Source organism: Marmoricola endophyticus, from assembly GCF_014644415.1.
In the GTDB taxonomy this organism is placed as follows: Bacteria; Actinomycetota; Actinomycetes; order Propionibacteriales; family Nocardioidaceae; genus Marmoricola; species Marmoricola endophyticus.
In genome coordinates this window covers 568113-590249 of the sequence record NZ_BMKQ01000001.1, presented here as the reverse complement: position 1 = coordinate 590249, position 22137 = coordinate 568113, and the positions used below count along the sequence as shown (strand labels likewise).

General features: G+C 71.5%; 24 protein-coding genes and 1 tRNA gene. 13 read left to right on the top strand and 12 right to left on the bottom strand.

The features are described from left to right. Window positions 1-12: 12 nt before the first annotated feature. The 3 genes from IEX42_RS02935 to IEX42_RS02925 are packed head-to-tail and all read right to left on the bottom strand — an operon-like array spanning window position 13 to window position 2686. Window positions 13-666, bottom strand: a complete 654-nt coding sequence (locus tag IEX42_RS02935) for a PIG-L deacetylase family protein (protein WP_229660547.1) — start codon at window positions 664-666, stop codon at window positions 13-15. Further along, window positions 663-1448 (bottom strand): glycosyltransferase family protein, encoded by a 786-nt coding sequence (locus IEX42_RS02930; RefSeq protein WP_188778064.1) that lies wholly within the window; start codon window positions 1446-1448, stop codon window positions 663-665. The genes IEX42_RS02935 and IEX42_RS02930 overlap by 4 nt, the downstream gene beginning before the upstream one ends. Next, complete coding sequence (locus IEX42_RS02925) at window positions 1445-2686, bottom strand: class I SAM-dependent methyltransferase (RefSeq protein ID WP_188778063.1); 1242 nt, start codon at window positions 2684-2686, stop codon at window positions 1445-1447. The genes IEX42_RS02930 and IEX42_RS02925 overlap by 4 nt, the downstream gene beginning before the upstream one ends. Before the next feature lie 248 nt (window positions 2687-2934). Between IEX42_RS02925 and IEX42_RS02920 the strand changes: the two genes are divergently transcribed. From IEX42_RS02920 to der, 10 genes are read left to right on the top strand one after another with little or no spacing between them, the layout of a single operon-like run. Further along, window positions 2935-3861, top strand: a complete 927-nt coding sequence (locus IEX42_RS02920; RefSeq protein WP_188778061.1) for a ParA family protein — start codon at window positions 2935-2937, stop codon at window positions 3859-3861. Next, window positions 3846-4181 carry a hypothetical protein gene (locus IEX42_RS02915; RefSeq protein ID WP_188778059.1) on the top strand — a complete coding sequence of 112 codons (336 nt, stop codon included), beginning with the start codon at window positions 3846-3848 and terminating at the stop codon, window positions 4179-4181. The genes IEX42_RS02920 and IEX42_RS02915 overlap by 16 nt, the downstream gene beginning before the upstream one ends. 8 nt (window positions 4182-4189) lie before the next feature. Further along, complete coding sequence (locus tag IEX42_RS02910; RefSeq protein WP_229660546.1) at window positions 4190-5086, top strand: segregation and condensation protein A; 897 nt, start codon at window positions 4190-4192, stop codon at window positions 5084-5086. Next, on the top strand, window positions 5083-5739 hold the full coding sequence (gene scpB, locus IEX42_RS02905) for an SMC-Scp complex subunit ScpB (protein WP_188778055.1): 657 nt from the start codon (window positions 5083-5085) through the stop codon (window positions 5737-5739). The genes IEX42_RS02910 and scpB overlap by 4 nt, the downstream gene beginning before the upstream one ends. Continuing rightward, entirely contained in the window at window positions 5736-6494 is a 759-nt protein-coding gene (locus IEX42_RS02900) for a pseudouridine synthase (protein WP_229660545.1), read from the top strand. Before scpB ends, IEX42_RS02900 begins: the two co-directional genes overlap by 4 nt. A gap of 25 nt (window positions 6495-6519) precedes the next feature. Beyond that, entirely contained in the window at window positions 6520-6837 is a 318-nt protein-coding gene (locus IEX42_RS02895; RefSeq protein ID WP_268236423.1) for a chorismate mutase, read from the top strand. Between the two features lie 10 nt (window positions 6838-6847). Further along, the gene (locus IEX42_RS02890; protein ID WP_188778052.1) at window positions 6848-7930 is read left to right on the top strand and encodes a prephenate dehydrogenase; all 1083 of its coding nucleotides are present in this window, start codon (window positions 6848-6850) and stop codon (window positions 7928-7930) included. Window positions 7931-7940: 10 nt separating this feature from the next. After that, complete coding sequence (gene cmk, locus IEX42_RS02885; RefSeq protein ID WP_229660544.1) at window positions 7941-8669, top strand: (d)CMP kinase; 729 nt, start codon at window positions 7941-7943, stop codon at window positions 8667-8669. Between the two features lie 12 nt (window positions 8670-8681). Then, complete coding sequence (locus IEX42_RS02880; protein ID WP_188778050.1) at window positions 8682-9407, top strand: lysophospholipid acyltransferase family protein; 726 nt, start codon at window positions 8682-8684, stop codon at window positions 9405-9407. After that, entirely contained in the window at window positions 9404-10756 is a 1353-nt protein-coding gene (gene der / locus IEX42_RS02875; RefSeq protein WP_188778048.1) for a ribosome biogenesis GTPase Der, read from the top strand. Before IEX42_RS02880 ends, der begins: the two co-directional genes overlap by 4 nt. Before the next feature lie 82 nt (window positions 10757-10838). Here der and IEX42_RS02870 read toward each other — a convergent pair whose 3' ends face one another. Further along, window positions 10839-11948 (bottom strand): S1C family serine protease, encoded by a 1110-nt coding sequence (locus IEX42_RS02870; RefSeq protein ID WP_188778046.1) that lies wholly within the window; start codon window positions 11946-11948, stop codon window positions 10839-10841. 190 nt (window positions 11949-12138) lie between these two features. Here IEX42_RS02870 and IEX42_RS02865 point away from each other — a divergent pair. Next, window positions 12139-12215, top strand: a tRNA-Pro gene (locus IEX42_RS02865). Window positions 12216-12331: 116 nt separating this feature from the next. Here the strand turns inward: IEX42_RS02865 and IEX42_RS02860 are convergent. The 4 genes from IEX42_RS02860 to IEX42_RS18040 form a co-directional block, all read right to left on the bottom strand. After that, the gene (locus IEX42_RS02860; RefSeq protein ID WP_188778044.1) at window positions 12332-13300 is read right to left on the bottom strand and encodes a site-specific integrase; all 969 of its coding nucleotides are present in this window, start codon (window positions 13298-13300) and stop codon (window positions 12332-12334) included. Window positions 13301-13493: 193 nt separating this feature from the next. After that, window positions 13494-13943 (bottom strand): hypothetical protein, encoded by a 450-nt coding sequence (locus IEX42_RS02855; protein WP_188778042.1) that lies wholly within the window; start codon window positions 13941-13943, stop codon window positions 13494-13496. Further along, window positions 13940-14296, bottom strand: coding sequence for a hypothetical protein (locus IEX42_RS02850; RefSeq protein ID WP_188778040.1), 357 nt, complete (start codon window positions 14294-14296; stop codon window positions 13940-13942). The genes IEX42_RS02855 and IEX42_RS02850 overlap by 4 nt, the downstream gene beginning before the upstream one ends. Next, entirely contained in the window at window positions 14293-14607 is a 315-nt protein-coding gene (locus IEX42_RS18040; protein WP_229660543.1) for a helix-turn-helix transcriptional regulator, read from the bottom strand. The genes IEX42_RS02850 and IEX42_RS18040 overlap by 4 nt, the downstream gene beginning before the upstream one ends. A gap of 440 nt (window positions 14608-15047) precedes the next feature. Here IEX42_RS18040 and IEX42_RS02840 point away from each other — a divergent pair, with 440 nt between their 5' ends. Together IEX42_RS02840 and IEX42_RS02835 are read left to right on the top strand one after the other, a co-directional pair. Continuing rightward, on the top strand, window positions 15048-15272 hold the full coding sequence (locus IEX42_RS02840) for a DUF433 domain-containing protein (RefSeq protein WP_188778038.1): 225 nt from the start codon (window positions 15048-15050) through the stop codon (window positions 15270-15272). 4 nt (window positions 15273-15276) lie between these two features. Further along, window positions 15277-15606, top strand: a complete 330-nt coding sequence (locus IEX42_RS02835; RefSeq protein ID WP_188778036.1) for a DUF5615 family PIN-like protein — start codon at window positions 15277-15279, stop codon at window positions 15604-15606. Between the two features lie 1233 nt (window positions 15607-16839). Here IEX42_RS02835 and IEX42_RS02830 read toward each other — a convergent pair. The 4 genes from IEX42_RS02830 to IEX42_RS02815 form a co-directional block, all read right to left on the bottom strand. Beyond that, on the bottom strand, window positions 16840-17460 hold the full coding sequence (locus IEX42_RS02830; RefSeq protein ID WP_188778034.1) for a response regulator: 621 nt from the start codon (window positions 17458-17460) through the stop codon (window positions 16840-16842). After that, a complete protein-coding gene (locus IEX42_RS02825; RefSeq protein WP_188778032.1) occupies window positions 17457-18869 on the bottom strand; it encodes a sensor histidine kinase in 1413 nt (470 codons plus the stop codon). Before IEX42_RS02825 ends, IEX42_RS02830 begins: the two co-directional genes overlap by 4 nt. 714 nt (window positions 18870-19583) lie before the next feature. Beyond that, window positions 19584-20978 carry a COX15/CtaA family protein gene (locus IEX42_RS02820; RefSeq protein WP_188778030.1) on the bottom strand — a complete coding sequence of 465 codons (1395 nt, stop codon included), beginning with the start codon at window positions 20976-20978 and terminating at the stop codon, window positions 19584-19586. A gap of 186 nt (window positions 20979-21164) precedes the next feature. Continuing rightward, window positions 21165-21824: a TMEM165/GDT1 family protein gene (locus IEX42_RS02815; protein ID WP_229660542.1), complete on the bottom strand. Its 660-nt coding sequence runs from the start codon at window positions 21822-21824 to the stop codon at window positions 21165-21167. Window positions 21825-22137 lie beyond the last annotated feature (313 nt).

Below are 22137 nucleotides of genomic sequence, written 5' to 3'. Positions count from 1 at the left end.
CTTGGGTCGGGGTCAGGTCGGGAGCGAGAGGACGAGCTTGTCGACGCAGAACGCCTCGGCGTAGCGATGGTGGCACTGCACGCCACGGATCCGCATCAGGGCCAGGAAGGACTCCCGGTCGAACCAGTCGTGGTCGGCCTGCGAGGGGTAGCACTCCTCGATCAGCCGGACCTTCTCGGCAGCGAGGTCGTCGGGGACGGGCAGGTAGGCGGCCGTGCGCGGCAGGTCGCTCTCCCACTTGAGGACCTCGTAGCCCAGGTGCAGCGAGTCACGGAACGACGTGGGGACGAGCTCGCCGAGCAACCGGTGGTCCTGGTGCGCGTCCGCGGCCTGGGGAGCGACGACGAGGTCGGCCCCGTCGCGGGCGATCACCTGCAGCGCGTCCTTGACGCTCGCACGGTGGTCGGGGAGTCGTCCGTCCGGCAGGTCGAGGACGGTGAGGTCGGCCTGCGGCGCCATCCGGTCCATCGCCGCGCGCTCCTCGGCCTCGCGCTCGGTCCCCCCACCGGTGAGCACCAGTGCCCGCACCTCGAGGTCCGGTACCGCGCGCGCCAGTGCCAGCACGGTCGCGCCGGCGCCGATGGCGACGTCGTCGCAGTGTGCTCCGACCAGGACCACTCGGCGCACGCGAGCCGGACCGTGCCCGCCCAGGGACAGCGGGATCACGCCGGTCGCTCCCACACGGCCCACGGCCGCGTGCCGGCCGCCCACAGTGCGTCCAGCTCGGCACGCTCCTTGAACGTGTCCGCCGGCATCCAGAACCCGTCGTGCTGCTGGGCGATCAGCGTGCCGCGTGCCGCGAGACCGGCGCAGGCGTCCTCGACGAGGTCGCCGTTCTCCGGCAGGTGGTCGAACACCTCGGGACCGAGGACGAAGTAGCCGCCGTTCACCCTCAGCGGGAGGTCTGCCGCGCGGTGGATCTCGGCGACGTACGGCGGGGTGGGGCACTCGACGTAGTGGAAGGACGACGGCGGCGGCACGACCATCATCGAGGCCGACGCACCGGTCTCCTGGAAGGTCGCGACCATCTGGTCCAGGGGCGCGTCGGTCAGCACGTCGGCGTAGTTGGCGAGGAAGGGCTCGCCCTCGTCGAGGTGGTGGCGTACGCGGCGCAGCCGCTCGCCGATCGGGGTCGTCAGGCCGGTGTCGACGAAGGTGACCGACCAGTCGAGGTCCGTGGTGTCGCCGAAGATCTCGACCGTGCCGCCCTTGCTGAGCTTGAAGTCGGCCGACGCGGTGCGGTCGTAGTCGCGGAAGTACTCCTTGATCGCCTGGCCGCCGTAGCCGAGGCAGAGGATGAACTCCGTGTGCCCGTAGTGGGCGTAGTAGCGCATGACGTGCCACAGCAGCGGTCGCGGCCCGACGAGCTGCATGGGCTTGGGCAGCCCCTCCCCGCCGTCGCCCCGCATCCGCATGCCGAAGCCGCCGCAGAACAGCACCACCTTCATCGCGCGCCTCCGGCGGGGGAGACGTCCAGGTGCGGCAGGGGGTAGACGAGCCGGGCGCCCCAGTCGCCGGTGTGGGCGAGCTGGGCGTCGAGCTCGGTGCGCAGGTTCCAGGGCAGGACCACGATCACCTCGGGCTTCTCCTCCTCGATCGCCTCCGGCGACCGGATCGGGATCCGCGTCCCGGGGGTGGACCGGCCGTGCTTGTAGGGGTTGCGGTCGACGATCCACGGCAGCAGGTCGGCGCGGATCCCGCAGTAGTTGAGCAGGGTGTTCCCTTTGCCGGGCGCGCCGTACCCGGCGACGCGGACGCCGTCGCGGGCACACTCGATGAGGAAGGCGACGAGGTCGTTGCGGATCTGGGCGACGCGGTCGGCCAGTCCGAGATGACCCTCGACGGTGTCCAGGCCGGCAGCGGCCTCGGTCGCGATCACCTCCGCCACGGCCGGTGCGACCGGGGCGTCGAGCTCCTCGGGCCGCGCCCAGACCCGGATCGAGCCGCCGTGGGTGTCCAGCAGCTCGACGTCGACGACCCGCAGGCCGCCGCGCGCCAGCGCGCGCTGGATGGTGAGGACCGTGTAGTACTGGAAGTGCTCGTGGTAGATCGTGTCGAACTGGGCCTCGGCGACCAGGTGGAGCGCGTGGTGCACCTCGATCGAGACCCATCCGTCGTCGGCGACCAGGGCCTTGAGCGCGCGGGTGAACCCGTTGAGGTCGGGGATGTGGGCGTAGACGTTGTTCGCGGTGACGAGGTCCGCCGGGCCGTGCTCGGCGCGCACGGTGCGGGCGACGTCCTCGGAGAGGAACGCGGTCAGCGTCGGAACCCCGATCCGGCGTGCCTCCTCGGAGACGTTCACGGACGGCTCGATGCCCAGGCAGCGGATCCCGTCGTCGACGACGTGACGCAGCAGGTAGCCGTCGTTGGAGGCCACCTCGACGACGAGGGAGTCCGGCCCCAGGCCGGCACGGACGGTGGCGTCGTCGACGTACGTCCTCGCGTGCTGCACCCAGGAGTCGGAGAACGACGAGTGGTAGGCGTACTCGGTGAAGGTCTCCTCGGGCGTGATCAGCGCGGGGATCTGCAGCAGCAGGCAGTCGGCGCAGATGCGCAGGTGGAGCGGGTACGTCGGCTCCGGCTCGTCCAGCTGCGCCGCGGTGAGGAACGACTCGCACGGCGGGGTGGCCCCGAGGTCGAGCACGCTGCGCAGGTCCGAGCCGCCGCACAGCCGGCAGGTCAGCATTGGTGGTCCCTTCCCCCCGACGACGCCCGTCGAGGCGAACGATAGGGGAGATCGCGCCGCCGTACAGGCGCTCCGAGGACGTGGTGGTGTGACCACGGGTGGTCCACCGGCGCACGGGCCGCGGACTCGCCGGGGGCGTGCGGCTCGCCGGGGTCCCGGCGTGGTTGAGTGCGTCCTGAGCCGGAATCGACGTGTCGACATTCGCCGACTCGATCCCGTGCCGGCCCGTCAGAGCAGGAGGCGAAGCGATGAGCCCGTCAGGACCAAGCTACGAGGACGAGCCGCTGATCGACGCCGGTCCGCCTCGCACCGCGGGACCCACCGCGGAGACCTCCGACCTCGACGAGACCGGGCGTCCGCGGGTCGAGATCCCCGACCCGCCGCCGCTGACCGGTCACGGCCCGGCCCGCGTGGTGGCGATGTGCAACCAGAAGGGCGGGGTCGGCAAGACCACCACCACCATCAACCTCGGCGCCGCGCTGGCCGAGCTGGGCCGCCGGGTGCTGCTGGTCGACTTCGACCCCCAGGGCTCGCTGTCGGTGGGCCTCGGGCTCAACCCCCACCAGCTGGAGCACACCGTCTACAACCTGCTGATGGAGCGCGAGGTCAGCCTCGCCGACGTCGTGGTGCCCAGCGGCGTCGAGCGCATGGACCTGCTGCCCTCCAACATCGACCTGTCGGCCGCCGAGGTGCAGCTCGTCCAGGAGGTCGCCCGCGAGCAGACCCTGCAGCGCGTGCTCGCGCCGGCGCTGCCGGACTACGACGTCATCCTGGTCGACTGCCAGCCCTCGCTGGGGCTGCTGACGGTGAACGCCCTGACCGCGTCCGACGGCGTGATCGTGCCGCTCGAGTGCGAGTACTTCGCGCTGCGCGGTGTCGCCCTGCTGAAGTCGACGATCGACAAGGTCGGCGAGCGGCTCAATCCGCGTCTGCGGATCGACGGCGTGCTCGGGACGATGTTCGACGGTCGCACGCTGCACGGCCGCGAGGTGATGGCCCGGCTCGTCGAGGCGTGGGGCGACACCGTCTTCCACACCGTCATCCGCCGCACCGTGAAGTTCTCCGACTCCACGGTCGCCGGTGAGCCGATCACGCAGTACGCCGGCTCCTCCGGCGGCGCCGACGCGTACCGCCGGCTGGCGAGGGAGGTGCTGTCTCGATGGCACGCCGCGTGAGCATGCCCACCGCCGACGACCTGTTCCGCCCGACCGCCCCGGAGCAGCCGGCTCCTGCCGCGGCCGACGCGGTGCCGGAGCCTGCCGAGCAGGGGCCGCGCCAGCCGAGCGGCCGGGTGCGCCACGACGAGAAGATGACGGTCTACGTCACCTCCGAGGAGCTCCTGGCCATCGAGCAGGCCCGCCTCGTCCTGCGCGGCACCCACGCGCTGGCGGTCGACCGCGGCCGGCTGGTGCGCGAGGCGGTGGGCATGGCGCTGGCCGACCTGGAGGAGAACGGCGAGCGGAGCCGGCTGGTGCGCCGCCTGCGCGGCGAGTGAGCGCGCTCGTGCCGGCCACGGACACCGCGCCGGAGGATTCGGTCGCGACGGGTGGGTTCGCCGTACGCCTGGAGAACTTCGAGGGCCCCTTCGACCTGCTGCTCAGCCTGATCGCGAAGCACAAGCTGGACATCACCGAGGTCGCGCTCTCCCAGGTCACCGACGAGTTCATCGCCCACATCAAGGCGGCCGGCGAGGTCTGGGACCTCGAGCAGACCACCTCGTTCCTCCTCGTGGCCTCGACGCTGCTCGACCTCAAGGCGGCCCGGCTGCTCCCGCAGGGCGACGTCGAGGACGAGGAGGACCTGGCGCTGCTCGAGGCGCGCGACCTGCTCTTCGCCCGGCTGCTGCAGTACAAGGCGTACAAGGAGGTCGCCGGGGTGCTCAGCCGGCGGATGGCCGAGGAGAGCCTGCGCCACCCGCGTGCGGTCGGGCTGGAGGAGCGGTTCGCGCGACTGCTGCCCGAGGTGCTGATCGGCCTCGGCCTGGAGGAGTTCGCGGCACTGGCCGCTCGGGCGCTGGAGCCGAAGCCCGCCCCGCCGGACATCTCCTTCGCCCACCTGCACGCCCCGACGGTCTCCGTGCGCGAGCAGACCGCACTGGTGGTGGACCGGCTCCGGCGCCAGCAGACGATGACCTTCCGGGCGCTCGCCGGCGACGCCGACGACACGCTGACCCGGGTCGCGCGCTTCCTGGCGCTGCTGGAGCTGTTCCGCGAGGACGTCGTCAGCTTCGACCAGCTCACCCCCCTCGGCGAGCTGACCATCCGCTGGACCGGCACCGACGAGGGCGAGATCGAGATCACCGACGAGTTCGAGGGGACCGCGGCCGACGGGGCTGCGCCCGGCGAGCACGTGCCGGACGGCGTCGTAGCCGACGCGCAGCACAGCGAGGAGGAGCGATGAGCGAGGAGACCACCGGGCAGGAGCCGGCCGAGGAGACGCTGGCCGTCCCGCTCGCCGAGCTGCGCCCGGCGCTGGAGGCGCTGCTGATGGTGGCCGACCAGCCGATGGACGAGGTCACCCTGGCCACGGCCGTCGGCTACCCGACGTCGGAGGTGACGGCCGCGCTGACCGCCCTCGCCACCGAGTACGACGACCAGGGCCGTGGCTTCGAGCTGCGCAGCGTGGGCGGCGGCTGGCGCTACTACACCCGTGAGGCGTACGCGCCCGTGCTCGAGCGGTTCGTGCTCGAGGGGCAGCAGGCCCGCCTGACCCAGGCGGCGCTGGAGACGCTCGCGGTGGTGGCCTACCAGCAGCCGGTCAGCCGGGCCCGGGTCTCCGCCGTCCGCGGGGTCAACGTCGACGGCGTGATGCGCACCCTGCTGGCCCGCGGGCTGGTGGAGGAGGCCGGGGTCGACGAGATCACCGGCGCGCACCACTACGCCACGACCAGCTACTTCCTCGAGCGGATCGGCATCACCTCCCTCGCCGACCTGCCCGAGCTGGCGCCCTACCTGCCCGACCTCGGGGAGCTCGAGGAGGACATCGCCGCGCTGGAGAACCGCCAGGACGCGCGAGACGTCGCCGCCGAGGCGGGCCCGGAGGACGGGTCGTGACCGCGGAGCTGCCGGTCGACGAGGACGGGCTCGTCCGACTGCAGAAGCTGCTCGCCCGGGCCGGGGTCGCCTCACGCCGCAAGTGCGAGGAGCTGATGCTCGACGGTGAGGTCGAGGTCGACGGCGAGGTGGTCACCCGGCTGGGGACGAAGGTGGACCCGACGACCGCGGTGGTCCGCGTGCAGGGTCGCCGGCTGCCGCCGGTCAGCGCCCACGCCTACCTCGCGCTGAACAAGCCGCGCGGCGTGGTCTCGACGATGTCCGACCCGCAGGGCCGGCCGACGCTGAGCGACCACACCGCCGGTCGCCCCGAGCGCCTGTTCCACGTCGGCCGGCTCGACACCGACACCGACGGGCTGATCCTGCTCACCAACGACGGCGACCTGGCCCAGGTTCTCGCGCACCCGTCGTACGAGATCGACAAGACCTACGTCGCGGAGGTCGACGGTGTCGTCGCGAACCAGACCCTGCGCAGGCTCCGCGACGGCGTACGGCTCGACGACGGGCCGGTGCAGCCCTCGTCGGTGCGGCTGGTGTCCTCGCACGAGCCCAGTGGGCGCAGCATCGTCGAGCTGGTGATCCACGAGGGCCGCAACCGGATCGTGCGGCGGCTCCTGGACCACGTCGGGCACCCCGTACGCCGGCTCACGCGCACGCGGCTCGGACCCGTGGCCCTGGGGCGGCTGCGGCCGGGGGAGTCGCGCGAGCTGACCGCCGACGAGCTCGGTGCCCTGCTGGACCTCTCGGGGCGCTGAGCCTCCTGGCACTACCGTGTCCGCCGTGAGTACCCCAGACGCCGGGACCGATGCCGCCCGCGCCGAGCTGCTGCGCCTGCGCCAGAGCATCGACAACATGGACGCTGCGCTGATCCACCTGCTCGCCGAGCGGTTCCGGATCACCCAGCGCGTGGGCGAGCTGAAGGCCGAGCACGGGCTGCCGCCGGCCGACCCCGAGCGCGAGGCCGCCCAGATCGCCCGGTTGCGCTCGCTGGCCGAGGACGCCCGGCTGGATCCCGAGTTCGCCGAGAAGTTCCTCACCTTCGTCGTCGCCGAGGTGGTACGCCACCACGAGGCCATCGCGGCGCGGACCCCGTCCTGAGACCCCGGCCATGGCACATCGAGACACCGAGCACGACCTGATCGGCCCGGTGCACGTCGTCGGCGCCGGCCTGCTGGGCACCTCGGTCGGACTGGCGCTGAGCCGGGCGGGCGAGACCGTCTGGGTCTCCGACGTCCACGACGACAACGTGCGCACCGCCGCCGGTCTCGGCGCCGGCGTCGCGCTCCCCGAGGGGGCCGAGCCCGCGCTGGTCGTGGTGGCGGTGCCGCCGTCGGTGGTCGGTGTCGAGGTGGTCCGCGCGCTGTCCGCGGCCCCGCGCGCGGTCGTGACCGACGTGGGCTCGGTGAAGGCGCAGCCGCTGGCCGAGGTGCTCTCGGCGGTGCCCGAGCACGTGGCGCGGTACGTCGGCGGGCACCCGATGGCGGGCAGCGAGCGTTCGGGACCGCTGGCCGCCAGCGCCTCGCTCTTCGAGGGACGGCCGTGGGCCGTGACACCCCACCCGCGCGCGGAGGAGGGGGGCGTACGCGTGGTGGAGCGGCTGGCCACGACCTGCGGCGCCGTACCGGTGGCGCTGACACCCGAGCAGCACGACCGTGCGGTGGCGCGGACGTCCCACCTGCCGCACCTGATGTCGGTGCTCACCGCTGCGCGCCTCGCGGGCGCCGAGCCGGCCGAGCTGTCGCTGTCCGGACAGGGCGTGCGCGACGTGACCCGGATCGCCGCCTCCGACCCGGTGCTGTGGCAGCAGATCATCGTCGGCAACGCCGGAAGCGTGCGCGAGCTGCTGGTCGACGTACGCCGCGACCTGGACGCCCTGATCGGCGAGCTGGACGACCCGGCAGCGCTCGCGGTCCACCTGCGGCGCGGGAACGACGGCGTGGCCGAGATCCCGGGCAAGCACGGGGGCGAGGCGGTGCCGGTGGAGGTCGTCACGGTCTCCGTCCCGGACCACCCGGGCGAGCTGGCGAGGCTGTTCGGTGACGTCAGCGCGATCGGTACGAACATCGAGGACCTGCGCATCGACCACGACCCGGGCCGCCCGGTCGGGCTCGTCGAGCTGCACGTCGCGCAGCGGTCGGCCGCGGGGTTGCGGGACGCGCTCGAGGCGCGCCACTGGGCGGTGCAACGGTAGGGTCCCCGCCGTGAGCAGTACAGGAGTCGGTCCGACCGGTGCCCCCGGCACCCCGACGCCCGTGGGTGGGACGACCGCTCTCGACACCGTCGTGGTGGCCCTCGACGGTCCCTCGGGCTCGGGCAAGTCCAGCACCGCGCGCGGGGTGGCGCGAGCCCTCGGCCTGCGCTACCTCGACACGGGTGCGCAGTTCCGCGCCGTGACCCAGTGGATGCTCGACCATGACGTGGCGGTCGAGGACCCCGACGCGGTCGCGGCGCGTGCGGGCGAGCCGCTCGTCGAGTCCGGCGAGGACCCCGAGGACCCGACCATCACGGTGGACGGCGTGGACGTCTCGCAGGCGATCCGCGGGGCGGACGTCACCGGTGCGGTCTCCGCGGTCTCCGCGGTCGGCGCCGTGCGCGAGCAGCTCCTGGAGCTCCAGCGTCGGATCATCGGCCGCGGCGGCATCGTGGTCGAGGGACGCGACATCGGGTCGGTCGTGGCGCCGGGCGCGGCGGTCAAGGTCTACCTGACCGCCGACACCGCCGCCCGGGCGGAGCGGCGTGCGGCCGAGAACGGCGGCGGGTCGATCGACGACACCGCGGCAGGTCTGCTGCGCCGCGACTCCGTGGACTCGGGTCGGGAGTCGGCGCCGCTGGTGGCGGCCGAGGGCGCCGTGCACATCGACACGACGTCGTTCACGCTCGACGAGGTGGTCGCGCAGGTCGTCGACCTGGTGCGCGCCGCCGTTGACTGAAGCGAGCCGTTCGTGCACGGGGACCTCCCCCGGACCGAGGGCGTACGACGGCCCCGGACGTGGGCGCTGCAGCACCTGGCCGGAGCCTCCCGGGGGCTGGTCGGTCGGCGCTGGGACGTCGAGGTCCGCGGGGCCGAGCACTTCCCGACCCACGGGCCGGTGATCGTCGCCGGCAACCACACCGGGTGGGTGGACGGGCCGCTGATGGCGATCTTCGCGCCACGACCGCTGCACGCGCTGACCAAGACCGAGATGTTCGCCTCGCCGCCCATGGCCGCGTTCCTGCGCTGGGCCGGTCAGGTGCCGATGCACCGCTTCGAGGTCGACCCGCTCGCGCTGAAGACCTCCGTGGCCGTGCTGCGGGCCGGGGGAGCGGTCGGGATCTTCCCGGAGGGCACGCGCGGCGACGGGTCCGCGGAGCGTGCTCGCGGTGGGGTCGGGTGGCTCGCCCTCGTCACCGGGGCGCCGGTCCTGCCGGTCGCGTTTCTCGGGACCCGGGTGCCGGGTGGCACGATGGGGTCCGTACCGCCGGCGGGGTCGCGGTTCGTGATCGAGTACGCCGAGCCCCTGCGGTTCGCCGCGCGGCCCTGGCCGCGTCGCCGGGCCGACGTCGCGGCGGTGACCGAGCAGGTGCGCGAGGCGCTGGCCAGGCACGTGAGCCAGGCACGTCGACGTACGGGCATCGCGTCGCCGGGACCGGTGCCGAGGGACGTCACAGAGGACGAGGAAGAGCAGTGAGCGAGAACAACGAGCCGGGCCCCGACGAGGGGCCCACCCCGGTGCTGGCCGTGGTCGGTCGCCCCAACGTGGGCAAGTCGACCCTGGTGAACCGGATCATCGGACGGCGTGAGGCGGTCGTGGAGGACCGCCCCGGCGTCACGCGCGACCGGGTGTCGTACGACGCGACCTGGAACGGGCGCGCCTTCACCGTCGTCGACACCGGCGGCTGGGACCCGGACGCGCGCGGGCTGGCCGAGCGGATCTCCGCCCAGGCCGAGGTGGCGGTGTCGGTGGCCGACGCCGTGCTGTTCGTGGTCGACGCGGGGGTCGGGATCACCGACGCCGACGCGGCGGTCGTGAAGGTGCTGCGCCGCTCGGGCAAGCCGGTCGTCCTCGCCGCCAACAAGGTCGACGACGCGCGCACCGAGGCCGAGGCGGCGGGGCTGTGGAACCTCGGGCTCGGCGAGCCGCAGCCGGTCTCGGCGCTGCACGGGCGCGGGTCCGGCGACCTGCTCGACGCGGTGCTCAGGGCGCTGCCGGCGACCCCGCAGGAGTCGTTCGAGGAGCTCGGCGGTCCTCGCCGGGTGGCGATCGTGGGACGGCCGAACGTCGGGAAGTCCTCGCTGCTGAACAAGCTCGTCGGCTCCGACCGGGTGGTCGTCGACGACGCGGCCGGCACGACCGTCGACCCGATCGACGAGCTCGTCGTGCTCCGCGAGCGGGAGTGGCGCTTCATCGACACCGCCGGCATCCGGCGTCGCGTGCGCGAGGCGTCGGGGCAGGAGTACTACGCCTCCCTGCGGACCGCGACCGCCATCGAGCGGGCCGAGGTCGCCGTCCTGGTGGTCGACGGGTCGCAGCCGATCTCCGAGCAGGACCAGCGGATCATCGCCACGGTCCAGGAGGCCGGCCGCGCGCTGGTGATCGCCTTCAACAAGTGGGACCTGGTCGACGAGGAGCGGCGCTACTACCTGGACCGCGAGATCGAGCGCGACCTCGTCCGGGTCCAGTGGGCGCCGCGGATCAACCTCACCGCGCGCACCGGCTGGCACATCGACCGGCTGGTCCCCGCGCTCGACGCGGCGCTGGGCGGGTGGGAGACCCGCGTCGGCACGGGCGCGCTGAACTCGTTCCTCGGCCGCCTCGTCGCCGAGCACCCGCACCCCGTCCGCGGCGGCAAGCAGCCCAAGATCCTGTTCGGCACGCAGCCCTCGACGTCGCCGCCGACCTTCGTCCTGTTCACCTCCGGCAAGCTGGAGGCGTCGTACCTGCGCTTCGTCGAGCGGCGGCTGCGCGAGGAGTACGGCTTCGTCGGCACCCCCGTCCTGATCCAGCAGAAGCCCCGCGAGAAGCGCGGGCGCCGCTGACCCGGCCCCTCGTGGGGCCTCGGCGTGCGCCTCCCTCGGTGGACGACGCCGGGGGGTGCGCACGCCCACCGAGGGAAGCAGCTCAGGCGACCGGGCCGTCGCCGAGGGTGACGGTGGCGTCGTGCGACGCCCCGGCCTGGTCGGTCCAGGTCAGCGACACCTCGTCGCCTGGGGAGTGGGCGGCGATCGCGCGGCTCAGCCCGGAGGTGCCGGACACCGATGTGCCGTCGATCGCGGTGATGGTGTCGCCCGCGGCGAGTCCCGCGGACGCGGCGGCCGAGTCGTCGTACACCCCGGCGAGCGTGCCGCCCTGCCCGAGGGCCACACCGAGGAAGGCGGGGAGACCGTAGGTGTAGTCGGCGCCGCTGACCCCGTCGCTCAGGTCGTCCGCCACGGCGAGCACCCGGTCGATCGGGATCGCGTAGCCGGTGACCTCCGCGCTGCCGCTGGACGCGGCGGTGGTCATGCCGACCACCTCGCCCTCGGCGTCGTACGTCGCGCCGCCGGAGTCGCCGGAGATGACGTCTGCGTCGAGCTCGATCAGGCCGGTGAGGCGCTCGCCCTGGACGGTCTGCTCCGACTGGGTCGTGATCGACCGGTCCAGTGCCGTGACGGTGCCCGCGGCGGAGCTGAGGTCCGCGGTCCCGTTGGCGTCGCCGACCGCGGTGACCGCGTCGCCGACCGACAAGCCGTCGGTGTCGGTACGGACCGTGGTCAGGCCGGAGGCGTCCTCGAGCCGGAGCACGGCGACGTCGTCGGAGGCGTCGGTGCCGACGACGCGGGCGGTGTACGTCCGCCCCGTCGCCATGTCCGTGGCCTCGATCGCCGTCGCGCCGGCGACGACGTGGTGGTTGGTGACCACCTCGCCGTCGGAGGTCAGCACCATGCCGGTGCCGGCTGCCTCGCCCTCCCCGAAGTCGACCTCGGTCTGGATCCGCACCAGGCCGGCGACCTGGGTGTCGTCGGCCTCCTGCGAGGCGCTCTGCGTGCCGCGGCGCACGACGGCACCGGAGCCGGGGAACGCGCGGTTGTCGGGGCGTGCGATCGCGGTGGTCCGCTCGCTGTGCGTGCCGTCGACGCCGTCGGCCACGGCGGAGCCGACGGCGAGCGTCGTACCCCCGGCGAGGAGGACCGCGGCGGACGCGCCGACGGCGGAACGGAGCAGGCGGCGCGACGTGCGGGAGTGGGTCATGGGTCCTCCTCGAGGTTCGGTGGACCCAGCACACCGCTGCGGGGGAAGAGGACGCCGAGGGGCCGCTGTGCGGTCGCTGTGGAGCCTGGAGGAAGTCCCTGAGACGTCACAGGCGGCACTCAGGCCCGTGGTCCGAACTGGCTCCGCGCTGCGGTAGTGTGCTCTCCGGCCGCTGAGAACGACGCGGCATCGGGCTGTGGCGCAGTTTGGTAGCGCACTTGACTGGGGGTCAAGGGGTCGCAGGTTCAAATCCTGTCAGCCCGACCACACGAACCGCCTCTGACCTGCTGAGATGCGGGTCAGAGGGGCCTCGAGGATTCGACTAAAGTCGCTCGAGGTGGGCGAAAAGTGGGCGGAAACTCGAACGCCCGGGTCGCTCGTGGTCAGTGCCGGTCGGCGCCGAACACCTGCAGGTGCTCGCGCAGGTCGGGCGCCTGCTTGGCCTTGGCGACGTAGTACTGCGCGGTGATCGCCTCGCTGCTGTGACCCAGCTGCGCGGCTGCGGCCCGGGTGTCGGTGGCGAGGTCGATGGCGGTGGCGACCGACTTGCGGAAGACGTGGAAGGTCACCCAGTCGAACTCGGTGCCGTGCACCAGTCGGCCCCACTTGGTCTCGAGGTTGGCGACCTGGTGCCAGATGCCTGTGCGGGTGGCGAACACTGCGTTGATCGGGTTGGCCGGCTTCTCCACCTGACGGCGCAGGATCACGTTGACCCCGAAGGGCGGCAGCGCCAGCACCCGATGGCCGGCGTCGGTCTTCGGCCAGGGCTGTCGGAAGGTGCCTCTGCCGGTCTCGGTGACGACGGTGCCGGAGACGGTCAGGGTGGGCAGGTCGCTGGCGAGGTCGACGGCGTCGTAGGTCAGCGCGAGGATCTCACCGATCCGGCACCCGGTGGCGAGCAGCAGGTCGACGATGTCGCGCAGGTCGTCGGTCATCGGCGGCCCACACCGCTTGAGGGCCATCGTGCGGTTGATGTGAGCGCGCAGGTCGCCGACCTGGGCCGGAGTGAGGACTGCGACGGATCGTCTGCTGCGCCTGATCCGGGCAACTTGGTCCACCGGGTTGGCGGCGAGCACGTCGTGGCGGACTGCGAGCGCGAACATCTGGCGCAGCGCGTTGCGCAGCTTGGCCACGGTCGCGCCGGTCTCGGCGTGCGTCTTGATCACCCGGTCGATGACGCTGGTGCGGCATGAGGCGATCGGTCGGAGTCCGATCGCCGGGACGATCTGGTTGTCGACGACGCCGCGGTAGCCGCGCAACGTGTTGGCGGCGATCCCAGCCACTTGTTTCTCGGCGAGCCACAGCTCGGCCAGGTCGGCGATGGTGGACTCGCCGGTGAGCTCGTCGCTCACGCCGTTGCTCTCGTTGAGGGACCGCAGCTTGAGTGCGAGCGCGGCCCTTGCGGCCGAGGCGGAAGCGCCGCGGGCTCTCTGCTGACTCTCCCGCTGAACGAGCGGTAGCGCGCCTCGGCCTGGTGGCTGCCACTGGCGACACGGGAGACCGTGATGGTTCCCCAGGTACCGGGCGGCATCGCTGGTCGCCCTGTCACGACGATGACCTCGGCGTGTACCTCGCACCGGCCTGTCGCGACCCGCCGTCTTGATTGGTGCCCTCGGCCATCGCCTGCTCCTCGTCCGACGGTGCTCGACGCCGGTCGTCGTCCGCCGTTGCTGTCGAGGCGTTCACAGTAGGCGCCTGCACGGACGGTGGGCCCGTCTCTGCGGCTTGTTGTGGAAGGCGCCGCAGTCGTGCTGCTTCGTGGACGGGGAGCCCGCATGCTGCGGCGGTCTCGCTCAGCGTGGGCCATCCGATGTCCTTGATCTCGGCCAGCAGGCGGCCAGCGCGAAGGTCGAGCTCGGCGACCAGGGCGTCGCGTTGGGCACGGGTGTCGCGGACCTGGGCGACGAGTCGCTCGGCGTGACGGCGGCGTACCCGGCTCTTCTGCGGCGTGAAGCGGTCGCGGCGGGCTCGCTGGCGGTCGGTCTGTTGGCTCATCGGTCCGCCCACCTCGGTCGGGGGACGGGGTCGAAGCGGATGCGGTCGATCTCGCCTTTCACGCCGTCCCAGCGGGCGTCGGTCAGGAGCCCGGCCTTGGTCCGTTCGCGGATGCCGCGCAGCACACGGCGGCAGCCTTTGGGGGAGTCCAGCACGATGCGCACGTGCTCCTCGAGCGAGAGCTCCACGGGCACGAACTCCTTGCCGATCGCACCGGCGGCAGCCGCGCGTCGTTCCTCAGAGGCGGCGCGGCGGCAGCGGGCCGAGCACCAACGCCGCGGACGGCCCGCCGGCCTGGGCACCACCTCATTCATCGCGGTGCCGCACCGCGGACACAACCGTTCGACGATCACTGCTGCTGCTCCATCTCGACCGTCCAGGCGATCTCCGTGGCTGCGCGCCACCGCAGGTGCTTGCCGACCCGGAAGCCCTGCGGCCCGTAGCCGGTGGTCCGCCAGCAGTAGATCGTCTGCTTGGGCACGCCGAGGTAGTTCGCGACCTCCTCGACCGTCCACAGCTCGCTGAACTCCATCGGCATCGTGGGTCGCCGCCCGGATCCCATCACGTGCTTCGCATTCCGGCTCGGAGAGGTCGCCGATGCCGTCGGCTCTCCGGTTGCTTCCCACAGCGACGGCTGGGTCTCGTGCTCTGCGTTGTTCGTCATGCCTTGATCTCCTTGCGAGTGCCTGGGCGTTAGCCCCTCATCACTCACTAATGGCCTCCGAGCGTGGTGTGCGCTCATCTCGAGCCCTTGCCGATCGCCGCCGCGCGACGCGGATCGTGGTGCACAGCCACCCCCCGGCGGGACTCACCGAGCAGCGAGCGCTGGCGTCGATGGGGGCTCAGGTAAGCGGGAGAGGGCCGCGGACGCGCGCCCACGCAATTTCGTCCGGCGGAGCCGTGCCCTGGATGCAAGAGGTGTGTGTGACTTCGTTGAGCTTGGTCCCCCCTTCATTTGCTGCGCGATGGAGATCTTGGCTGTCGGCAGTCGGACAGGTCGATGTGAGCGGCGGGGATCCGTAGCATGTGTGCCGCTGCTTGATGGGTTGTCGCGGACGAAATCGCTCTAGACCATCGCGCGACTGTTCTCGGTACGCTGCCGGCATGGCGCTCTTGGACCGCATCGCGATTGATCCCGAGGTCGTGCACGGTCGTCCTGCTGTGCGGGGCACGCGAATGAGGGTCTCCGACGTACTGTCTCTGCTCGCCTCCGGCGCCGACGAGGCGGAGATCCTCGACGACTATCCGTATCTGACGTCCGAGGACATCCGAGCCTGCCTCGCGTACGCCGCCGCTCAGGCCGACCACGCGGTCGTCGACGCCTCCTGAACCGATGCGGTTCTTGGTCGACGCGCAACTGCCGCCGGCCCTGGCCACGCTTCTGCGCGAGCACGGCCACGAGGCAGAGCACATCACCGACATCGGCCCAGCCGACGCGACGGACCGCGAGATCTGGCGGTTCGCGCTTGAGCACGACGCGGTCATCGTGACCAAGGACGAGGACTTCGCCGATATGACTGCGACGGGCCGCAAGGCCCCGCCCGTCGTCTGGATCCGCGCTGGCAACACGCGACGCGCGACCCTGCTCGCATGGTTCGAACCGCTCATTGAGCCAATCATCGAGACACTTGGTTCTGGCGACCGGTTGATCGAGCTGCGATAACGCGGGCGCGCACACGACCCAACCCGCGGGTCGGGAGATCAGCACCTCTATGGCGAGTAGGGCCCATCCGAGAGCCGCTTTCACAACCTGACGGAGGCGTGCCCAGATGGCGTTCCTTCCCCGGAAGCTCACCGGACGGGTGTATCGGGACAAGGCGTCACCGCCGGCACCTCCACAAGAACCGTCGCCGCAAGTGGTTCGTGAATCGGGACGCACAAGTGGCGCCCACATCCTGCTCGGTGATCGCACGACGCGGCTTGGGTCACGTCAGTCCTAGGAGACCGGTCGCTCCGTTGGTTGGCGAAGGTGGCGAGGGCCCGGCAGCGGTCGCGCAGTGCGTGCGCCCGGCGAGCGAACGGCTTGCGGAGGCCATGACGTTGACGGCGGCCCTGTGCGCCGGTGACCGGCTCCGATGAAGGCGGAATGCCAAATCCAACCGACGAAGTTAGGGAACCAACTCCAGTCCATGACTGCTCCAATCTATCGTTGAAGTGCTCTAGTACCCGGGCCCAGCCACTAGCTGTCGTTAGACAGACCGGGCTTAATCCTCGTTAGGGATTTTCCACGCGGCACGTGAAGTGCCCTCACGCCCATAAAGTCGTAGGTCCGGAGTCCCTACTACTCCGGCTCACCGACGACTGGTGTAGGTCGCTGGCTACCTTGGCTGAACACAATCCCGTACCCGCGAGCGACCAGTTCTGGCCAGTCCACAGTGGGCGACTCGACCTCGCAAACCATCCCACCCAGACCGTCCATCGTGACGCGGGTGAACCGTCCGAGAGCCCCACCAAGATTCGCCATCTGACCTACTTGGGGCACTCGAGCGAACACTGTGCGCCCCACGAGCCAGACCTGTCTGCCATCTCTGACACGCATTGGCTCGCGCGCACCGTTGAGCGGCGTCACCCAGACAGTTCCTGGCGGCATCCGGCGAGCCTTCTTCTGTTCTGCCATCCGCCCATCATCGCCCGGCCGACGCCGACTGGACTCGGTCACCGGGACGGGGACGCCGCGGGCACCTCGATGGAGAGCTCAGAACTTGGTGATGAGGCCCCGCCGGCGTTGGCCGTAGCGGGATCGCTCTACGGTGACGCGATGCCATCGGCCTGGTCGCCGCGCAGGGTCAGAAGCGATCGTTTGTGAGAGCCCTTCTTGTGTTCCTCGTCGGTAGCTGGTCGCCAGCGTGTGCATAGTCGGTGCGTGCGTGCGTGCGCTCGTTTACCGCTCCATCCCTTAGTCGAGGTGGTCGCGTGCCCACATCGCCGCGCTCGTGCGGTCGGAGACTCCAATCCGGCGGAACACGCTGCCCAGGTGCGCCTTCACGGTGCGCTCGGTGATCCCCAGAGTGCGAGCGATCTGCTTGTTGGCCCGTCCCTGCGCGACCAGCCGCAGCACTTGGACCTCGCGCGGGCTCATCGCGACGGCCGACCTCGTCGTGGTGCCGGGGAGCAGTGACGAGGCGACTCGCGGGTCGAGCGGCGCGTGGCCCGCAGCCGCGGCACGTACGGCTGCGAGCAGCTGGTCGGGCTCGGCGTCCTTGAGCTGGTATCCGATGGCTCCGGCCGCAACGGCCGCGCCCACCCGCGCCTGGTCTGAGAACGACGTCAGCACCACCACGCGCACGTGTGGGTGGGCGGCGGTGATCGCGGCCGTGGCTGCGACGCCGTCCATGCCGGGCATGGATAGGTCCATCAGCACCACGTCGGGTGCTGCGCGGTCCACCGCCGCGAGAGCCTCCGCGCCGTCCGCGGCTTGGGCGACGACGCTCAGGTCGTCCGTGGCGTCGATCAGCCCGGCGAGCCCGGCGCGCACCATCGCGTGGTCGTCGGCGAGCAGGACGGTGGTGCTGGTCATCGGTCTCCTCCGGTGGAGCTGGGGTCGGACTCCACGTCGCCGTCGTCGTCGGTGTCGCCGGCTCGCACGTCCTCGGGAAGTCGCAGGGACCATCGGGTGCCTGCGCCCGGTGCGGTGGCGATCGCCAGGGTGCCGCCCGACCCGGAGACCAGGTCGGTCAGTAGCTGCAGGCCTAGGTGACCCGGCTCGCGGGACCAGCGCTGCCGGTCGAGGTCGAACCCCGGCCCGGTGTCGCTCACCTCGAGCACGACGCCGGTTCCCGAGCGAGCGAGGGTGAGGTGCGCAGAGCAGGGGGCAGCGTGCTTGGCGGCATTGCGCAGCGTCTCCTGCGCCACCCGGAAGACCAGTCGCTGCTGCCGGGTGCTTAGCTGGTCGACCGCCGCCTGCTCGAGCCTCAGAGCGACCTTGAAGTCGTCGGCGCGCACTGATTGGGTCAGGTCGCCGAGCGCAGCGGCCAGGCCTGATCGGGCCAGGCTCGGCGGGTAGATGTCGACCAGCAGGGAGCGAACCGCGCGGATGCTTGTGCGGACGCTGGCCGACACCTGCTGCAGGTCCTTGGCCAACGCCGTCTGGCCGGAGCGTTGCGCGCGCGCCGTGGCGCCGGCGACGGCGAACGAGGTGGCGGCGAGGTCCTGGACTGGCCCGTCGTGCAAGGTTCCTGCGATGCGCCGCCGCTCGGCGGAGGACGCGTCGACCGCACGCTGCAAGAGTACGACGCGCTGCTGCTGGGATCGGCGCACGCGACGCAGCAGGTGGACGACCACCGGGATGACCAGCACCACGAAGAGCAGCAGGGTCGACACGGTGACGCCCGCGAACCCGCGCCAGAGCTGTCCTGTACGCCGGTTGACCTGGTTGTAAGGGGTGTAGATCTCGAACAGCGCCTCGCGCCCTGCGGCGGTCCACACCGGGCGGTACACCTCGACCAGTCGGGCGCCGATCCGGCGGTCGAGCTCGTTTTCGGGGCGGCTGAGGCCGGAGATCTCGGCCTCGGTCCGTGGCGTGTCGAGCACGGCGCGCTCGTCCTCTTCCAGACCGAAGCGTCGACCGATGAGATCAGGCTGGTCGGAGTAGACGATGCTGCCCTCGGGGGACCAGATCTTCAGCCGGACGACGCCGTCGCCCAGGACACGGGTGCGCACCAGCCGGTCGAAACGGGCCACCGCTGCGGGGTCACCGTCGAGGAGCGCGTCGGTGAGCGAGGGCTGCACGACCGCCTCGGCCAGCACGTCTGCCATGGCCGCCGCGTCGTTCACCGACTCACGCTCGGCCAGTCGTCGCGAGGCCAGCGAGCCACCGAGGGTGACGACCAGGAGCGCGACTATCACGCCGGCGGCGAGCTGGAGCACGAGACGGCGCACGCGCAACGGCGGGTCGGACGCGGTGTCGTCACCGGGAGCGACCAGCACCCGCCACCGTGCGGAGTGCGCCTGGTTAACGGTCGGGGACGCCGGGGTCGTGACCTCAGTCGTCTGATCCGTGTCCACTCGAGCCCCTGTCGTCACCGCCGTGGTCGTCACCGGCAGCTCCACCACCGTGCCCACCAGTGTGACCCGGTCCCGAGGTCCTCGTCGGCGTTCGACCACCGTGGTCGTCCCCAGGCTCGGCGTGACGCGTGCGGCCACCGTGGTCGTCCCCAGGCTCGGCGTGACGCGTGCGGCCACCGTGGTCGTCCCCACGCTCGGCGTGACGCGTGCGGCCACCATGGTCGTCCCCACGCTCGGCGTGACGGGAGTGAACCACGTGGTCTTGCACCCCGGGGGATCGGGGCGCCGCAGCGGTGGCTGCACTGGCGGGAGCGTCGACGGGGCTCGTCGCCGTGGTGGCGGCCGAGCTCGGCGGCCGCACCGGCACGGCGCGGGAGAACGAGGCGTTGCCGGCGAGCCCGACGACGGCCGGTACTAGGGCGGCGGCGGCCGCCGCGGCGGTGAGGGCGATGCGCTTCTTCATGGGTGAGACCTCCATCTCGACGGGGCGACGGCGGTTGGTGCTCGTCGCTGGTCCCAGACTCGGTACGCCGGTGGTACGCGCGCCATCGGGCATTGGTCGTAGTACCCCGGCGACGGGCGCGGCGACGTCGCGACCTCGACGGCCATCCTCGGGTCAGACGTCTCGGACCGGTGTCAGAGCCTCGGCGCGCGCCCGAGGGACCACACCAGGACCCATACCGACCCGGCCACCAGCACCATCGCGCCCGGGATGTGGACGGCGAGGGTGTCGCGGCCACCGGTGGCCGCCTGGACGAAGCTCAGCACGAACACCACGACGGCGAGGATCGCGACCGCCGGAGAGGTCCGCGCGCGGTACCAGTGGACGCACGCTGCGATGGCGACCAGACCGCTGGTCACGTGCAGGGTGATAGCGCCGGCCGCGTGCAAGTCGTCGGGTCCGGGGAAGAGCTCACCCGCGGTGACGAACTGCCAGGCGACGTTGACCACGCTCAGCACCGCGAACAGCTGCAGGAGACGCAGAGCGGTCGCGCTCGGGCGCGCGGACGTGCCGGAGCTGCTGGGGGTGTCGGGGTGGACGGTCATGGGACTTCCTGTTCGTCGTACGGGTCGAGTGAGCTGAGGTCGAGGGTCGCCCGCGCGGGGCGGGCGACCCTCGACCGATCGGCGCGACGGGGGATCAGCCGCCGATCGGGGTGGGGTTCTGCGGGTCGGGGGGACCGGCAGCGACCCGCGGATCCGGTTCTGCGCCTGACAAGCTTGCGTGCAGCTGGTTGCGCCCTGGCTCAGCTCGATCGCGTCCTCACCGAGGACTCCGCCCATGCGCCCGCCGGACGCGACCGACCAACGGGTGGTGGTCCCGTCCTGGAAGGTCTTGGTGGCGACCTGCGGGCTGTCCTTGCCCAGGAGCATCTGGTGAGCTCCGGGGCCGGAGCTCACGGCGTCCTGACCGTCTGCGAAGTTGATCTTCCCGGTATAAGAGTTCACGAAGTAGAACAGCGTCGGGCCGAGCTTGTGCTCGATGACGACGTTGCTTGTCCCGAACTCGGGCTCCATCTGGAAGATCCCGCCCTGGGGCGCGTCCTTGGCCTGGACCTTCAGCTTGCCGGCCGAGGTGGTGAAGATCGCGGTCAGCGTGTCGTCGCGTACCTCGAGCTGGCTCAGCCGGGCACCGCTGCGCTGGCTCGCGGTCAGCGAGGGGACCTTCGAGGCGAAGATGACCGTAGGCCTGGTGACCATCCGGTCCGGTGCCTGCGCCCCGGTCAGGGAGTAGTCGTAGACCCCCAGGGTGGAGGGGTCGATGAGGAAGCCCACGTGCACGCCCTTGACTGCCACACGGTCGCGCACGGTGACGTCCCTGAGCTTGACGTCCTTGCCGGCGGCGGGGTTGTAACTCACGCCGTTCACCGTCACCGCGAAGTCACCGGCGGCCGAGGCGCCGCCGCCGGCGTGGTCGTCTTCGGGCTCACCGCCCTTGGCCTGAGCGGCCGGCGCGAGGGCCAGCAGGGCGGCCACCAGGCCGCCGAGGGCCGCGGCACGAAGCCCACGAGAAGAGGTGGGAGCGAGCATGAGCATCTCCAGGAGTGCGGGCGCGCGCATGGCGCGCGGACGAGTGACCCGGGCCGGGTCAGGAGAATCAAACGGCCCGCACGGTCCTAGTTGCGAGATGGACATTGGTACTAGTACCCGCCTCATCCCCGCAGCGGCATCACCCGCAGTCGTCGCGCGCGGCTGTCACGGACACCCGTCCGCCGGTCAGCCGAGCACGCCGGATCCTTCGAGGACCAGCACGACCCCGAAGAGGGCGAACAGCGCGGCCGCGCCGAACTTGATGGCCTTCTCGGGCAGCTTCTTGGCCAGCAGCGCACCAACGACGATGGCGAGCGCGTCGGCGGCGACCATACCGACCGTGCTGCCGATCCACGTGCCGAGCCAACCCTCCTGGGTGGCCAACGTGATCGTAGCCAGCATCGTCTTGTCGCCCAGCTCGGCCAGGAAGAACGCCACACCCACGGCCAGGATCGCGGCGCCGGTCGCACCGCGGGCCTTCGACGCCTCCTCCTCGGTGAGCTCGTCACCGCGCAGCGTCCACACCGCGAAGCCGAGGAACGCGACCCCGGCGACGATCGAGATCACGCCCTGGTATTGGGAGAACCCGGCACCGATGAGCGCACCGATGCCTACCGAGGCCAGGTGCACCACGGCCGTCGCGACCGTGATGCCCAACAGCACGTCGCGGGCGCGATAACGGGAAGCGAAGGTCATCGCCATCAGCTGGGACTTGTCCCCGAGCTCGGCGACGAAGATGACGGCGGTACTGAGCAGGAACGCATACATGCGAGATGTCTCCTTGCCGGACGTACCTGGCGAGGAGACGAGAGAAGCTGCGGACGTCCCTTCGACCAGGACGCCCACGACGGGTGGGGTGTCTGGTCGAAAGTCTCGTCCGCCCGACCCTGGGGCCTGGCCCGCTGCACCGGAGCAGAAGCTCAGTGTGTCGACGCAACGATCGGGGACTACTTCCTTTCGCCGGTGAGTTTGGCACATTACGTGCTCGCGGCCACCGTTGAGGCGCGTGTGGTCGCTCACGTCCCCGGCGATAGGCGGTCGATCGAGGCTTGGAGGCCTGACGGAGCTCGGCTTAGTCGCGGACTATTGCCGTGTCGCGAGCGCATTGCCCACGGTTGCCGGAGTGCATCGCACTCCCGGGACGCGCAGCGTGGCGTCT

Excerpts from the sequence above, each read along its gene's own strand:
- IEX42_RS02930 (WP_188778064.1), bottom strand. The coding sequence starts at position 1,448 with ATGAAGGTGGTGCTGTTCTGCGGCGGCTTCGGCATGCGGATGCGGGGC.
- IEX42_RS02925 (WP_188778063.1), bottom strand. The coding sequence starts at position 2,686 with ATGCTGACCTGCCGGCTGTGCGGCGGCTCGGACCTGCGCAGCGTGCTC.
- IEX42_RS02920 (WP_188778061.1), top strand. The coding sequence starts at position 2,935 with ATGAGCCCGTCAGGACCAAGCTACGAGGACGAGCCGCTGATCGACGCC.
- IEX42_RS02915 (WP_188778059.1), top strand. The coding sequence starts at position 3,846 with ATGGCACGCCGCGTGAGCATGCCCACCGCCGACGACCTGTTCCGCCCG.
- scpB (WP_188778055.1), top strand. The coding sequence starts at position 5,083 with ATGAGCGAGGAGACCACCGGGCAGGAGCCGGCCGAGGAGACGCTGGCC.
- IEX42_RS02890 (WP_188778052.1), top strand. The coding sequence starts at position 6,848 with ATGGCACATCGAGACACCGAGCACGACCTGATCGGCCCGGTGCACGTC.
- IEX42_RS02870 (WP_188778046.1), bottom strand. The coding sequence starts at position 11,948 with ATGACCCACTCCCGCACGTCGCGCCGCCTGCTCCGTTCCGCCGTCGGC.
- IEX42_RS02855 (WP_188778042.1), bottom strand. The coding sequence starts at position 13,943 with ATGAGCCAACAGACCGACCGCCAGCGAGCCCGCCGCGACCGCTTCACG.
- IEX42_RS18040 (WP_229660543.1), bottom strand. The coding sequence starts at position 14,607 with ATGACGAACAACGCAGAGCACGAGACCCAGCCGTCGCTGTGGGAAGCA.
- IEX42_RS02840 (WP_188778038.1), top strand. The coding sequence starts at position 15,048 with ATGGCGCTCTTGGACCGCATCGCGATTGATCCCGAGGTCGTGCACGGT.
- IEX42_RS02835 (WP_188778036.1), top strand. The coding sequence starts at position 15,277 with ATGCGGTTCTTGGTCGACGCGCAACTGCCGCCGGCCCTGGCCACGCTT.
- IEX42_RS02830 (WP_188778034.1), bottom strand. The coding sequence starts at position 17,460 with ATGACCAGCACCACCGTCCTGCTCGCCGACGACCACGCGATGGTGCGC.
- IEX42_RS02820 (WP_188778030.1), bottom strand. The coding sequence starts at position 20,978 with ATGCTCGCTCCCACCTCTTCTCGTGGGCTTCGTGCCGCGGCCCTCGGC.